Source organism: Spirochaeta dissipatitropha (assembly GCF_054657935.1).
Genome location: NZ_BAAHXT010000011.1, coordinates 18,232 through 31,145 on the forward strand (window position 1 = coordinate 18,232; position 12,914 = coordinate 31,145).

At 45.0% G+C, this 12,914-nt stretch carries 15 protein-coding genes; 2 read left to right on the top strand and 13 right to left on the bottom strand.

Going from position 1 to position 12,914, the window contains the following annotated elements; genetic code table 11:
• Positions 1-3: 3 nt before the first annotated feature.
• The 3 genes from ACYQ2L_RS12890 to ACYQ2L_RS12900 are packed head-to-tail and all read right to left on the bottom strand — an operon-like array spanning position 4 to position 2,397.
• Positions 4-690: a hypothetical protein gene (locus ACYQ2L_RS12890; protein WP_460056396.1), complete on the bottom strand. Its 687-nt coding sequence runs from the start codon at positions 688-690 to the stop codon at positions 4-6.
• Complete coding sequence (folE2, locus tag ACYQ2L_RS12895; protein ID WP_460056399.1) at positions 687-1,511, bottom strand: GTP cyclohydrolase FolE2; 825 nt, start codon at positions 1,509-1,511, stop codon at positions 687-689. The genes ACYQ2L_RS12890 and folE2 overlap by 4 nt, the downstream gene beginning before the upstream one ends.
• Positions 1,501-2,397 (bottom strand): bifunctional 5,10-methylenetetrahydrofolate dehydrogenase/5,10-methenyltetrahydrofolate cyclohydrolase, encoded by an 897-nt coding sequence (locus tag ACYQ2L_RS12900; protein WP_460056401.1) that lies wholly within the window; start codon positions 2,395-2,397, stop codon positions 1,501-1,503. Before ACYQ2L_RS12900 ends, folE2 begins: the two co-directional genes overlap by 11 nt.
• 142 nt (positions 2,398-2,539) lie before the next feature.
• On the opposite strand from ACYQ2L_RS12900, the gene ACYQ2L_RS12905 reads away from it, so the two are divergent.
• Both ACYQ2L_RS12905 and ACYQ2L_RS12910 read left to right on the top strand, forming a co-directional pair.
• Positions 2,540-3,151, top strand: coding sequence for a TP0733 family outer membrane beta-barrel protein (locus tag ACYQ2L_RS12905; RefSeq protein ID WP_460056403.1), 612 nt, complete (start codon positions 2,540-2,542; stop codon positions 3,149-3,151).
• A gap of 34 nt (positions 3,152-3,185) precedes the next feature.
• Positions 3,186-4,361 (top strand): hypothetical protein, encoded by a 1,176-nt coding sequence (locus ACYQ2L_RS12910; protein ID WP_460056406.1) that lies wholly within the window; start codon positions 3,186-3,188, stop codon positions 4,359-4,361.
• 72 nt (positions 4,362-4,433) lie between these two features.
• Here ACYQ2L_RS12910 and ACYQ2L_RS12915 read toward each other — a convergent pair whose 3' ends face one another.
• From ACYQ2L_RS12915 to tpiA, 10 genes are read right to left on the bottom strand one after another with little or no spacing between them, the layout of a single operon-like run.
• A complete protein-coding gene (locus ACYQ2L_RS12915) occupies positions 4,434-5,042 on the bottom strand; it encodes a phosphoribosyltransferase (RefSeq protein WP_460056408.1) in 609 nt (202 codons plus the stop codon).
• A gap of 29 nt (positions 5,043-5,071) precedes the next feature.
• Positions 5,072-6,574 carry a Do family serine endopeptidase gene (locus ACYQ2L_RS12920; protein WP_460056411.1) on the bottom strand — a complete coding sequence of 501 codons (1,503 nt, stop codon included), beginning with the start codon at positions 6,572-6,574 and terminating at the stop codon, positions 5,072-5,074.
• 36 nt (positions 6,575-6,610) lie between these two features.
• On the bottom strand, positions 6,611-7,360 hold the full coding sequence (gene map / locus ACYQ2L_RS12925; RefSeq protein ID WP_460056413.1) for a type I methionyl aminopeptidase: 750 nt from the start codon (positions 7,358-7,360) through the stop codon (positions 6,611-6,613).
• Positions 7,357-9,003, bottom strand: a complete 1,647-nt coding sequence (locus ACYQ2L_RS12930) for a hypothetical protein (RefSeq protein WP_460056415.1) — start codon at positions 9,001-9,003, stop codon at positions 7,357-7,359. The genes map and ACYQ2L_RS12930 overlap by 4 nt, the downstream gene beginning before the upstream one ends.
• The gene (nusB, locus tag ACYQ2L_RS12935) at positions 9,000-9,431 is read right to left on the bottom strand and encodes a transcription antitermination factor NusB (RefSeq protein WP_460056417.1); all 432 of its coding nucleotides are present in this window, start codon (positions 9,429-9,431) and stop codon (positions 9,000-9,002) included. The genes ACYQ2L_RS12930 and nusB overlap by 4 nt, the downstream gene beginning before the upstream one ends.
• Before the next feature lie 8 nt (positions 9,432-9,439).
• Positions 9,440-10,489, bottom strand: coding sequence for a peptidyl-prolyl cis-trans isomerase (locus tag ACYQ2L_RS12940; RefSeq protein ID WP_460056419.1), 1,050 nt, complete (start codon positions 10,487-10,489; stop codon positions 9,440-9,442).
• Positions 10,490-10,502: 13 nt separating this feature from the next.
• Positions 10,503-11,315 carry a J domain-containing protein gene (locus tag ACYQ2L_RS12945; RefSeq protein WP_460056422.1) on the bottom strand — a complete coding sequence of 271 codons (813 nt, stop codon included), beginning with the start codon at positions 11,313-11,315 and terminating at the stop codon, positions 10,503-10,505.
• 48 nt (positions 11,316-11,363) lie between these two features.
• On the bottom strand, positions 11,364-11,783 hold the full coding sequence (locus tag ACYQ2L_RS12950) for a flavodoxin family protein (RefSeq protein ID WP_460056424.1): 420 nt from the start codon (positions 11,781-11,783) through the stop codon (positions 11,364-11,366).
• 34 nt (positions 11,784-11,817) lie between these two features.
• On the bottom strand, positions 11,818-12,150 hold the full coding sequence (secG, locus tag ACYQ2L_RS12955; protein WP_460056426.1) for a preprotein translocase subunit SecG: 333 nt from the start codon (positions 12,148-12,150) through the stop codon (positions 11,818-11,820).
• A gap of 5 nt (positions 12,151-12,155) precedes the next feature.
• Positions 12,156-12,911, bottom strand: coding sequence for a triose-phosphate isomerase (tpiA, locus tag ACYQ2L_RS12960; RefSeq protein ID WP_460056429.1), 756 nt, complete (start codon positions 12,909-12,911; stop codon positions 12,156-12,158).
• Positions 12,912-12,914: the final 3 nt, after the last annotated feature.

Below are 12,914 nucleotides of genomic sequence, written 5' to 3' on the forward strand. Positions count from 1 at the left end.
CTGTTATTCTCCTTTCGGATAGCTATATAGATTATCACCCGGTTTGGTCTGTTTCAGATAATGAGCGATTGCTATGTCATATTCGGCTATATGACTGAAGGCTTCTACAGCCATTCTGTAACGAAAATTCAGACTGACCTGGCCAGTGTATTCTTTCAGTTCATTGATCAGTTCAGGATAAAATGTCGGTGAACAGAGGGTTGTGACTCTCAGGAAATTCTTGGCAGAGGCTCGAATCATGGTTGGTCCGCCAATATCTATATTAGCCCGTGCATCTTCCAGGCTTGCTTCTTTTGAAGCAATGGTCTCTTTGAATGGGTACAGATTAACTACTGTGAGATCGAATATCTCGGCTCCGGTTCGTTCAATATCGCTTTTGTGGTGTTCATTATAGGTTTCAGAGAGAAGCCCGAGATATATCTTGAAATCCAGAGTTTTTACCAGTCCACCCTGCATTTCCGGTTGCCCGGTATAATCCGAAATGGATATGAGTGTACATTCTGACTGCAGGTTTTTTTCTTTAATGATGGATTCGATGGCTGCATAGCTACCACCGGTGGAATAAATCCTGATTCCCGGACATGCAGAGGCCAGGCCGCTGACAAGTTCAGGCAAGCCGTTCTTATCGCTGACGCTTATCAGTACAGATCGAATGCTTGTATGCCTGTCGATTAATTCTACGCGGTTCATGATTTTTTCTCCTCATTTATTCGTGCAAATGCATTATGTGTATGTATACTTTCCTCATTCTCGACTTCGACTGCAAAACTCTCGAAGACCTCAGTATTCCGTGCTGCAAGTACGAGATCCCGGGCAACATCCTCAACGAATTTTGCCTGATCATAACCCTTCTCGGTTACATACTTCTCGTCAGATCTTTTCAACAGGGGGTGCAACTGTACCGACGAACAGGCTTCAAAAGTGCTGATCAGTTTTTTGAGCTGTAGATTATTAATGAGATTCTCACGTAGGTATCCGGATATTCTGACCATTCCTCTCTGATTATGTGCGCCTCTGGCGCTTATTTCTCTGGAACAGGGGCATACCGTTGCTATAGGTATATCAAGCTGAATAAACATGCTTGAAAAACTACTGTTTCCGGACAACTCTTTCTTACTTCTGAGAAGGACCTCAGCGGCCTGTAGAGCTATCTTACCGGTTACTGGAGCTGCTATCTCTCTGAAGAGAGAAAACTGCATTTCTGCAGAGGCTGAGTCGGTCTGCAGTGCTTCCATTATCATGTCCGGGAAATTCATCCATGTCTGCATGCTCAGAGATGTATGCTGCGCATGGAGGAGTTCAACGAATCTACTCATGTGAGTACCACGCTGGTCTGCAGGCAGTGATGCTGTGAACTTGAACACGCCCTCAGAATGCATCTGCTGATCTTCCATCCAGACGAGAGGATAGCGCAGCTGGCTTATACCTACTTGCTGAATTACAATTCCGCGACTGTCAGTTTCGCTCTGAATATCGGGGGTGTTCATGAAATCCTGTGAACTATCTGACATGTACAGGATCCTGGCTCATGGATGCTGCGATCGCTGATCGAAGAGTGTTCTCAAGCAGCATTGTGATAGTCATAGGTCCCACACCACCAGGTACCGGAGTAATCCAGGATGCTGTTTTACTCAGTTCCTCAAAATCGACGTCTCCGGACAGCCGGAAGCCTTTTTTTCTGCTTTCGTCTGGAATCCTGTTCACCCCTACATCAATGATAACAGCACCTGGCTTTACCATATCCGGGCTGATCAGGCCGGGAGTACCAGCTGCAGCAATCAGTATATCGGCCTTACTGGTATGCTCTGCAAGATTCCTGGTGCCGGTATGACAGACTGTAACTGTTGCATTGCAATCCCTTTGAAGAAGCATATTGGCCAGAGGTTTGCCTACAATGTTGGATCTTCCGACAATAACAGCGCGACTGCCTGCAACTGGACATTCAATTTTTTCGAGAAGCCGGATTATTCCATGCGGTGTGCAAGGAAGAAAACGAGGTGTACCCATAAGCAGCAGCCCGAGATTTTCAGGGTGAAATGCATCAACATCCTTGAATGGATGGATCGAATGAATTACTGCCTGCGAATCGATGTGTTTCGGCAGGGGAAGCTGGACAAGTATGCCGTGTATATCTTTACGCTGGTTCATTTCATGAATAACAGCAAGCAGTTCTTTCTGAGAGCAGGATTCCGGCAAACGGACATCTTCCGATCGCATGCCGGCTGCTTCGAGTGCTTTTTCTTTTGCACTTACATATGAAATGCTGGCAGGGTCACTCCCGACAAGGATGACCGCCAGACCAGGCCGTTTATTTTCCGGAAGTTGAGCAGTTCGTTCAGTAATTTCCAGACGGATCGCCGCAGCGATACCTTTTCCATCAATTATATGTGCTGCCATGAAACCTCACTTTCATTCACTTGTTAGTATCATGAATTGTTTGTAGCATAAACAAGGTCTCATGGACAACTCGCATGAGCTTGATTGCATACAAATCACAGAAATGCTACTATTTTTTTCAAGGATTTTACAGAGGAGCATCATGAATCGTCACAGAGTATTCTTTTATTCACAATGTCTTGTTATATTTTTCGCCTTGACTGCAGTCTCATTCGGACAGGAAATCAGTCAGGCTGATCTGTTCGATCAGGATTTAGGGGATCAGCAGTTCAGCATCCGCCTCGGGCTTTTCAAACCACTCTTCTTCTATGGACCGGAAGGTATGAGTGACAGCAATATGAAATTCGGTGGAAGCGGAGCCTTACGGTGGAATGCATATGTCAATAACAGCTTTTCTACCGGCGTTGGTCTGAGCGGTTCTATCGCCAACAACGTGAACAATGAGCCTTTGTATCAGGTGAATATAACATCTGCAAACAGCTTTTATTTTCTGAGAGCATACCCATTCTTCTTCCCTCTTCTGCTTGACGGCGGAATACAGTTTACACGTTTTCAGGATATTCTCTACGCGGGCCCTATGCTGAAACCCGGAATTTCTGCTCTGTATGCCACTGATAGCGGCTGGGCTTTTGGTCTGACTGCTAACTACTGGATTGTGCCAGAGATATATCTCGGTGAAAATGGACCGCCAGCAGAACATTCACGTACAGCAAACCAGATAGAGCTCAGTCTGACAGCGCTGTATCATTTTTAGAATCTCGGTTTTTAGCCAATTGCAAGGATGTAGTATGATTAAAAAAACAGGCAAATATTTATTACTTATTATGATTATTTTCCTATCTGGATTGTTTGCTGCCTGCAATCAGGGTCCAGCAGGAATTTTCGCCACGATTGAAGAAACCCAGAAAGTAGACCAGAATCGTGGTATGCCGGGACAGGCAACTATTTTCAATGTTGCTGTGCATGATCAAAATCACCTGATAGCTGTCACCGGCCGTCAGCTGCTTCACAGAAAGGCAGAAACAAATGCTCAATGGGTTCAGATTCCATTCCCGGCTGAGTATTCCTACGTACTGGATGCGGAAGTTTTTACAGTAGAGGGTCAGAGCTATGCCGCTTTTCTCTTCAGTAGTGATTCCGGGCGTGGTCTGTATATTGTAGAAATTGAAGAAGTAGAAAAGCATAAGAGTGGCGATCTGGATCTTGGCAGCGCCGTTGCTGCAGATATTACGCATGAAATTTCCGGACTTTTTAGTGGAGATGGCGCTCTTTATGTTTCCGTAAGAACCAGTGTTCAGGATAACACCTATGGTTTGTACAGGCTTATTAAAGATGGAGATGACTGGGACAGCACCGCTGTTGAGTTGAATAATGAATTCGGAAATCTTGCTGAGATTGCTGCAATTAGCTCTTCGTTTGTGCTCAGCCGAGAAACCCTCTATGAAATTGACGACAGCGGATTGAATCTCACAGTGTCCCCTCTTGATCCGGACAAGACCGTACCAAAGGACGACGAGGTAATTATTCAGTACATGGATATGGCCGTACTTGGAGATACGCTGTATGTTGTGTCAAACCGGGAGCTGTACCATGCAGAAACTACAGCTTCTTCTGAGGGAGAAAAAGTTGAGCTTACTAATGTCGATACACATAAGAACATACTGTCGATAGCCGCAATCCTCTATGAAGACCAGGAAATTGTATTTCTCGGGACACAGGGAAGTGGATTTGTGATGTTTGAGGACGGTGCTATTATTTCTCCCAGAAGCAGCAGCACTATCCACCATATTAATTTCGGCGGGACCGCGCTTTCAAGAATTCCGGTACAGACCATGAAAATGTTTCAGGGCAGCTCTTCTTCGGCCCCAGGTTATATTTATGCCGGAACAGCAGGAAATGGACTGTGGGAAGGTTTGATCCGTGGGGATACGGATGATATTACTGTTACATGGGGTAAGGAATAAATAGTTTCTTCTATAGAAAAGCACTGCTTTTATACAAGCAGTGCTTTTTTTATACTCACTTTTGGTGCTGAATTAATCCTTGTCGATTATCTGGTGTAGAATTTCCTGCAGCTCAGGATCATCCGGATAGTGCTTGCTTACCTCAGTCTTGCTGAGTCCGACAAGCTCATGACTCATATAGTGAAGCCATGAATCCTTGCTGTCGTCTGGAATCTCATGTTTCACGCAATAATAGTCGGGATGAATCGGGAGATCCATGTTGGACTGTTCACGCATTTTGTAGTCGTGTACAGCTACCTTGATATCTTCTCTTGGTATTCCATGCTCCATTATGATTTCAACTAGATGATTCACTGTTCTTCCGCTGTCAAAGATATCATCGATCAGCAATACCTTGTCACCGGTCCTGAGATGCTCAGGACTGTAGGTCCATCCATCTACCATTACTCTTGTGCGGGTATAAATATCACTGTAGGATCTGGCAACCACAGCTGCAAAAAATACCGGACGCTCGGCCTTTCGAACCATTTTGAAGTATTCGGATATAACATTTCCAAGATATGCTCCTCCCCGAAGACTGACGTAGATCACATCCGGAACAAAACCATCCTTATGGATTTTATGTGCCAGCTTCAGTGCATTATCACGGATAACATCATATGGAATAAAGTCTTTACTCATGTACCTTCCTTGTCCTGTCCCGCCGATTGTTATCGGCGGGTAATACCAATCTTCAACTCTACCTGTTCCCGTACAAAATGAATATCGAATTCCCGAGTATCCCTGTCGCCGGCAATGCGGTAGAAGTCATGGATTGTTTGAATTTCACTGTCATTGATTCTGGTAATAATATCACCAGATCTCAGGCCGGCAATAGATGCCGGAGACCGTTGTTCTACATTAGCTATGACCACTCCGTCAACCCCGCTTCCTGGTTCTAGGTCTTTGCGGACTTCATCAGTGAGAGGAAATACGGTGAATCCCGGCCATAACAGGCGGTATTGTTCGGAAATTGTAGATTCATCCTGTCTTGCTTCGACATGAACATCTATAGTCATGGCTTGTTTATTTCGGATTATATCAAAAACAGCAGTCTCCCCTGCTGTAAGATTCCCAACAAGCAGCACCAGGTCATCTCTGTTACGGACCCGTCGGCCATTTATGGCTGTGACAAAGTCACCGGGATTCAATCCGGATGCATACGCTGGTCCGTTAGTGAATATATGGTGAATAAGTGCACCCTGACCTGTTCTGACACCAAGTTCTTCCGCCAGGTTCCGGCTGACATCACCAATGCTCACTCCTATCCATCCATACTGTACGGATCCGGTTTCAATCAACTGATCTATACTGTTAAGTACATTGTTGATTGGAATAGAAAAACCGAGGCCCACACTGCCGCCGGTACTCGAGGTAATCCATGTATTTATACCTATTACCTCACCAGACATGTTAATGAGAGGACCGCCGGAGTTGCCGCGGTTTATTGCTGCATCCGTCTGTATAAAGTCGCTTATATTGCCGTCAGGACCCCCTGTCCGGCCAAGTGCACTGACAATACCAGCGGTAACTGTAGACTGAAACCCAAAGGGACTACCCATGGCAAGTACCCAGTCACCAACATAAAGGTCGTCGGAGTTACCGAGGGCAGCGATTGCTATGTCGCGTTCATCTGTTTCAAATGAGAGCAGTGCAAAATCCTTGCGTTCGTCACTGCCAACCAGAACCGCCTGATACACTCTGCCATCATCCAGAGTGACATGACTGTGTTCTGAATTACCTGCAACATGATGATTGGTGATTACATAATATGTATCGTTTGAGCGTCTGACAATAACACCAGAGCCGAGACGCTCATTTCTGAATTCGCGCTCCTGGTTATTACCATCGCCTTCTGGACGCTGTTGGGGACCGAAAAACCAGTCAAACCAGGGGGATGGTCCAGCCTGAGGAACCGTTTGCCTGGTTACTTCTACTGCTTCAACTTTAACTACAGTCGGTAGTAAGGCCGCTGATATTTCCCTGAAAGAATGTTGTGTGCCTGATATGTCGAAATCGAATTTCTGCCCGAGTTCAACTGCATCTGCCTGATTTCCCGGCTGTACATGAGTTGAACAGGAGAACACCAAAGCACTTAGAATAAATCCCAGAATGAGTCCTGAAAGTAGAATATTTGCCGTAAAATAGCCTCGAGAATGTAGAATTTTTTTCATAATCTCACCTCCTGTGTTCTTGATATGCCTGGTAGATTAAGATCTTGCTGTCAGTATCTCCGGTTTGTCATCCCATATGAGAACGGTATGTTCAAAATGGGCAGCAGGACTGCGATCGACGCTGACTACTGTCCACTCATCCTCAAGAACTTCTACATCATCGCTGCCGAGGGTTATCATTGGTTCGACTGCGAGAATCATGCCGTTCTTGAGTCTTGGATTCGGTCCAGGGCCAATATAATTAGGCACTTGTGGATCTTCGTGAATATCTATTCCTACGCCATGTCCACAGTACTCATGCACCACTCCGTAATTATACTGAGTGACATATGAGTATATTGCCCGGCTGACATCCTTGATACGATTCCCAGCACACATCTTCTCTATACCAAGATACAAACTTTTTTCCGTAACAGCCAATAGCTGTTCTATTTCTGTAGACACTTTTCCTACAGGAATTGTTACAGCTGAATCACTGTAATATCCTTCGAGTTTGATTCCGCAGTCTATAGATACAATATCACCTTCTTTCAGCCTTCGCGGGCCGGGAATACCATGTATAACTTCCTCATTGACTGATATACACAGAGCCGCGGGAAAACCCATGTAGCCAAGAAATGCCGGTACACCTCCGAGTTCAGTGATCTTTTTTCTGGCAATCAGGTCCAGTTCAGCCGTAGTAACACCTGGACTGACAGCCGATGATACGGTGTTGATTGTTTCGGCAAGTGCCTGGCAGGAAAGTCGTATTTTTGCGATCTGTTTCTGGTTTTTGATTTTGATCATAATCTGTCCTCTAGCTGTTGTGTAATTGGATGAAACTGTTTGTATCGTTCGGATAGTTCAATATATTCACGGGCAAGAAATTCCTGTCCCCGCAGAATGGCCACAGCTGCATGATATGCCCAGGCTGTAGGCAGGAGCATATGTGTGTCGGTTTCATTCACTGCCGAGGACACTCGTTTAATGGCCGTGTCCAGGTAATAGGCTGCTTCAGAATAATTTCCGTTATGTATGTGCATGATTGCCGCATTCAGGATATCTACAGGTGATGCGATAAAAATTTCGAGGTCGGACGGAACCAGAAAATTCCTGTTAAATATATTTTTGTACATCACGAAAATGTTCCCGGTATCTGTATCAGTTGTACGTCGAATGACTGCACGCATTGCTGCTTCATCTCGGAACATCAAAGCCGTAAAGAAGGCAAGCCTCTGTAAGGCAGGATTAGCAGGATCGTTTTCGAATCTTAGCCAGATATCCGAAAAATACTGTCTTGCATTATTTGCTGCTTTTTCATGGATGAGTTGAAATAAATCATCCACTGGCAGCTGATAATAATGCTGTTCCAGACGCTGCTTGTAGAGAGCCAGATCCGGGTCAAATGGTCCCGGATCAAGATCTGCGTGAACCTGGGTATACCAACGGAGGAACTGCAGCCGAATCGAATCATCATCACCAAACAGCTCAATCATATCCAGAGCAGTATCTGCAGAACTGAAGAAATCTCCCTGCATATAATGTGCGTAAAGCTTGTTGTTATAGAACCATGGAGAGTCTCTGTTATCCTGAATAAACTCAGCATACAAAGCGGCAGCGGAATCAAAGCGTCCTTTTCTCAGGGCAATCTCGGCACTTGCCTTGTGCAGATCAAGACTATAGTAGTCCTCTGGACTGGGAGGGTTGCTCTCAAGAAGCGATTCAGCGAGCGAAAGAAAGCCAAGTTCTGTTCCTAGTAATATTATAAGTGCGGCATTGTGCGTGTGGATATCCGGATAATCGAGATATGTCTGGTAAGCCAGATGCTGATTTCCATCGGCCAGGGCCATTAGCAAGGCATTGAGTGCATACCGGCTGTCATTAGTTGCTTCCGCCGCTGAAATGAAGTCATCATATTCAGGATCATCCAGTAAACGGGAGAGCATAAGCAGAAAGTTACCGAACTCGGAGCCATCGCTGCTCTGAACACCTCCTCCGCGTAGTACAGCCTCAAGCACCAGCCCCTGAAAGCCTTCATGTTTAAGGTTTTCAAATGCCCATTGCATTGCTGTTGTGTATTCTCTGTTTCTAAGGGCTGCATCTACCACAAAGGCCCAGAATCTTTGATCCTGTTGTGCTGTTCCGGAGACAGCGGCATAGGCAGTTTCAAAATGGATCCCGGGTGCATCGAAATTCTGCGCATACCGGAAGGATCGCTTCAATAACTGAATGAACTGAAATTCGCTGCGGGCCGATGAAATTGCAGATCGGATATAACTCTCAGCCCTTAACCTGTCGCCGCGACCGAGATACTCATCGATAGATTTCAGGCTGCTAGAGAAATCAGATATTCTATTTTGTCTGACAATGTATACAGCAGTTGAGACTATCGAGCCCAGTATCAGGATTGATATCAGGGCGATTACGAGTACTCTATACCGTCCTCTCATTGAAGAGGTGTCTCCTCTGCTTTGAGTTGAATTTTGTGGTACACGGCATCAAGTACTCCATTTATGAAGCGATAGGATTCTTCGGTACCGTATTCTTTTGCTATGTGAATGGCTTCGTCTATAGTGACTTTTGCTGGAATGCCTGTCTGAAACATAAGCGCATATACACTCATGCGGAGGATTGCAAGGTCGACCTTACGCAATCGGCAGATATTCCAGTGGTCAAGATGTGCCTCAATCATTGAATCAATACTTTCTCTGGATGATACAGCCCCTTCAAAAAGAAGCCTTGCGAAAACCACCCATTCGGGTGTTTCTTCACCTTCGCTATATGCCCAGTCAAATTCGAGATCTTCTTGTTGTGCACCGCATTCCAGGGCATATAGTGCCTGGAATGCAGCGATTCTACCTTTTCTACGGGAAGCCATTACTTACCTTACCATGAAAGATTATCAGAGAATACCGTTATTTCAGCTTCATCACGTAATTCCCCGATTAATTCTTCAAGTGCGCGTTCAAGCAGTGCCTGTTGTTTTTCCTGAAGAATATATTGAATAATATTGCTGCGTACGGTCATGCTTTGACCTGGGTAAATAGGATCATCCAGACCAAGAAGACGTGGACTCCGTACATCGGTAACCTTGACAATATGATAACCGAGATTAGATTGAATCACCCTGCTTATCTGGTTTTCAGCCATGGCAAAGACTGAATCTATAAAACTCTGCCCTAGAAGTGATACCGCTTGTTGATCACCACGCTGTATGTACCCGAAATCACCTGCATGAATATTGCTGGCATCCATTGCGTAGTTTACTGCTTGCTGGAAGCTGCGCTCACCACTACGGATCTGCCGGGATAATGCTTCAGCCTGACTGCTGATTTCCTGACGTTCTGTGTCCGACTTTCCGCGAGCATCATAGAAAATATGTGTGAATCCTCGCATTGAAGGATTGATAAAGCTGGTTTCATTTTCTTCGTATACTTTTCTTATTTCTGCTTCATCAGGTTCAGAAAGTTCAGAAAAAATATGCTGTTTGCTTTCGGCAAGGAATTTCTGCTGCAGTAGTGTATCTCGAATTTCCGCCTCAAATTCTTCATAACTTAATCCGGTTTGCTGAAGGATCAATTCCCTGAACTGGGCATCACTGATCTGTACCCCGATTTGTGCTCTCTGCTGAGCAATAGTTGATGATAACTCTGCATTGGTAACCTGAATCCCTGCACGGCGTGCTCCCTGTTTTAACAGAAGATCGTTAATTTTTGCATCAAGAACTTCACGGCGCTGTTCTGTGGAAAGTGATTGTCGGAGCTGCTGCTCGAACAGGTTCACGTCCTGACGCAATTGCCGTTGGGTAATGACTGCAGTTTCGGTCAGACGTACAGTAGCAACTGGAGTGTCCATAACCTGAGCAGTAAGACCGCTTATGCCACTGAGAAAAAATATCAGAGTTATTGTCCTGATCAAAATATTATTCATCTTCATGTGAAAAGCCCCTTTAGTATTGAATTAATTCTGGTGAGTTCACCAGTTTCTCCTGTAATTTCTTGGTGCCGGAAAGTTTAGGATCAAGCTTGAATGCCCTTTGAAGCATTATACGGGCCTTGTTTCTATCTTCACGATCACAATAGATTTCTGCTGCTTTTTTCAGGTAGAACGCAGTATCCCGGCTGTTAAGATCTGCATCAATGAGTTGTTCAAGACACTGCAGGTATGCGTTATCTGAAACATTTCCGGGCATCTTCAAGCTTACTATTCTTCGCATACGTTCAGATACTTCTATAAAAAAATGTCGGAAATATGCCTTGTGCTTTTCATAACATACGGTTGTGTATAAAAGCTGGAATGCACGATAGATGTCACCTCTGTTCTCGAGTGCCTCCGCCAATAGAAAAGCACAGTCCATAAAATCTTCACGATCGAGCCAGTCAGAAATATCAAATTCCGGATTCTTGATATTTCTGTCATATACCTGCAGTGCTTCTTCTACAAAGCCATTCAACAGATCATAGAAAATGAGTTTACTGCAGGCTGCGGGATTCTCAGGTTCAGATTGCAGGAATTCCCGATAATTAAAAGAATATTTCTTGCGTGAAAATGAATGAGTCTTGTCGTAATCATTACGACGCTCAGGATGTATGAGTGTCTCATAAGCCTGAAGCAAAAGATGCATCCTTTCGATACCATTAAATTCATCCTGCTGTACATCAGGGTGAATTTCTTTTGCAAGCTTTCGAAAACTCTTCTTAATGTCGTCGGAGGAACAGCCAGTATCGACCTGCAACACCTCATAATAGTTTTGCGCTTTCATCTTATACACCAAAACATATACTCGCTCCGACGTTACACTTTTTTGATGCTATGGTCGCACAATCTGAAGATGAGTACCGATAACTTTAGCTTCTTCCTGTGTCTGGAGCTGATCGCTGTATTGAACGAACATACCTTCTTTTTCAAGAATGTGCATAAGGCGTTTCATGGTTTTTGCACTGCCGAAACCTTTTTTACTGATATACGCAAAACAGCGTTTCCCACCGATCAGACCAGCCTGTGCAAGAAATTCCCGGGCCTTAGAGCTGACCTTCCCGGCCAGAAGAGATGAAAACTGGTGACCGATACAAATGTACTGGTAGGCACTCAGTTTTGACTGGGAATCATTCATGCCGTCAATAAGGTCGCAACTGTGACCTTTGGCTTCAATGCCTCGAGCGAGGCCCTTTGCAACAGAGAGCGCTAAATCCCGGTTGGACTCATAAAAATAAACAACTGCAGTTCGCATATAAACCTCATTTTCTGTAGTAGCACAGAAGAGATCAGTCGATCTCTTCTATGTCAGATGGTGTATTCCACCATTCTACTACTCCGTTTTCGCTTTCGAGTCGGCGGGCTGCACCTTCAACATCTCCAACAGATGAAGATCGGTTCACGAGAGCAAAGGCTACAGAAGAAATAAGAAATACCGCTCCAAGAACTGATGTTGCCCTTGTAAGAATATTTCCTTTTCTGTTCCCGATCTGCTGTGATCCACCGCCGCCAAAAATTCCACCAAGACCATCGCCGCTTTCGTCCTGTACAAGCACCAGCAGTGCGAGCAGAACAGCAGAAATAATAAATACCACCAACAATAAAATACTAAGTAATCCCACGTGAGTTACCCCTTGTTAAAATTTACGATCGGAGAAAAGTCCTCAACAGTGAGGCTGGCTCCGCCGACCAGAGCACCGTCTATATGCTCCATTGCCATCAGGTCTTTTACATTTCCGGGTTTTACCGATCCACCGTACTGAATAATCATGGATTCTGCTGCTTTTTCTGAATATAACTCAGACAGGTATTCACGAATGCCGGCATGAATCTCATTTGCATCTTCAGGTGTAGCGGTTTTTCCGGTACCTATCGCCCATACTGGTTCATAGGCAATAGTTATATTTGTAAGTTCAGCTTCTGTGATATCCTTCAGACCCTGGAGAAGTTGTTCTTTTACCACTTCCATTGCCTTTCCAGCCTCACGTTCTTCGAGAGTCTCACCCACACAGAGTATAACCTCAAGTTTCTCTGCCAGGACGAGTCTAACCTTTGTGTTTATCAGTGAATCTGTCTCACCATAAATCGAACGCCGTTCTGAATGTCCAAGTATCACCGCATCTACGCCTGCATCCTTGAGCATGGAAGCTGATACTTCACCAGTATGAGCTCCTTTTTCTGCTGCAGCGCAGTTCTGTGCTCCAATCAGGACATTACTTCCTTTAACAGCCTCTACAACCGCAGGAATTGCTACGAAAGAAGGGGCGACAAGAACGCGGTTCTGTGTTCCCTTAACTGCAGCAGCGATTTGTGCAGCGAAATCAGCTGCCTCCGATGGGGTTTTATGCAGTTTCCAGTTACCTGCAAGGAAATAGTTTCTCATTGT

Coding starts and splice junctions, on each gene's coding strand:
- ACYQ2L_RS12890 (WP_460056396.1), bottom strand. CDS start 690: ATGAACCGCGTAGAATTAATCGACAGGCATACAAGCATTCGATCTGTA.
- folE2 (WP_460056399.1), bottom strand. CDS start 1,511: ATGTCAGATAGTTCACAGGATTTCATGAACACCCCCGATATTCAGAGC.
- ACYQ2L_RS12900 (WP_460056401.1), bottom strand. CDS start 2,397: ATGGCAGCACATATAATTGATGGAAAAGGTATCGCTGCGGCGATCCGT.
- ACYQ2L_RS12905 (WP_460056403.1), top strand. CDS start 2,540: ATGAATCGTCACAGAGTATTCTTTTATTCACAATGTCTTGTTATATTT.
- ACYQ2L_RS12910 (WP_460056406.1), top strand. CDS start 3,186: ATGATTAAAAAAACAGGCAAATATTTATTACTTATTATGATTATTTTC.
- ACYQ2L_RS12915 (WP_460056408.1), bottom strand. CDS start 5,042: ATGAGTAAAGACTTTATTCCATATGATGTTATCCGTGATAATGCACTG.
- ACYQ2L_RS12920 (WP_460056411.1), bottom strand. CDS start 6,574: ATGAAAAAAATTCTACATTCTCGAGGCTATTTTACGGCAAATATTCTA.
- map (WP_460056413.1), bottom strand. CDS start 7,360: ATGATCAAAATCAAAAACCAGAAACAGATCGCAAAAATACGACTTTCC.
- ACYQ2L_RS12930 (WP_460056415.1), bottom strand. CDS start 9,003: ATGAGAGGACGGTATAGAGTACTCGTAATCGCCCTGATATCAATCCTG.
- nusB (WP_460056417.1), bottom strand. CDS start 9,431: ATGGCTTCCCGTAGAAAAGGTAGAATCGCTGCATTCCAGGCACTATAT.
- ACYQ2L_RS12940 (WP_460056419.1), bottom strand. CDS start 10,489: ATGAAGATGAATAATATTTTGATCAGGACAATAACTCTGATATTTTTT.
- ACYQ2L_RS12945 (WP_460056422.1), bottom strand. CDS start 11,315: ATGAAAGCGCAAAACTATTATGAGGTGTTGCAGGTCGATACTGGCTGT.
- ACYQ2L_RS12950 (WP_460056424.1), bottom strand. CDS start 11,783: ATGCGAACTGCAGTTGTTTATTTTTATGAGTCCAACCGGGATTTAGCG.
- tpiA (WP_460056429.1), bottom strand. CDS start 12,911: ATGAGAAACTATTTCCTTGCAGGTAACTGGAAACTGCATAAAACCCCA.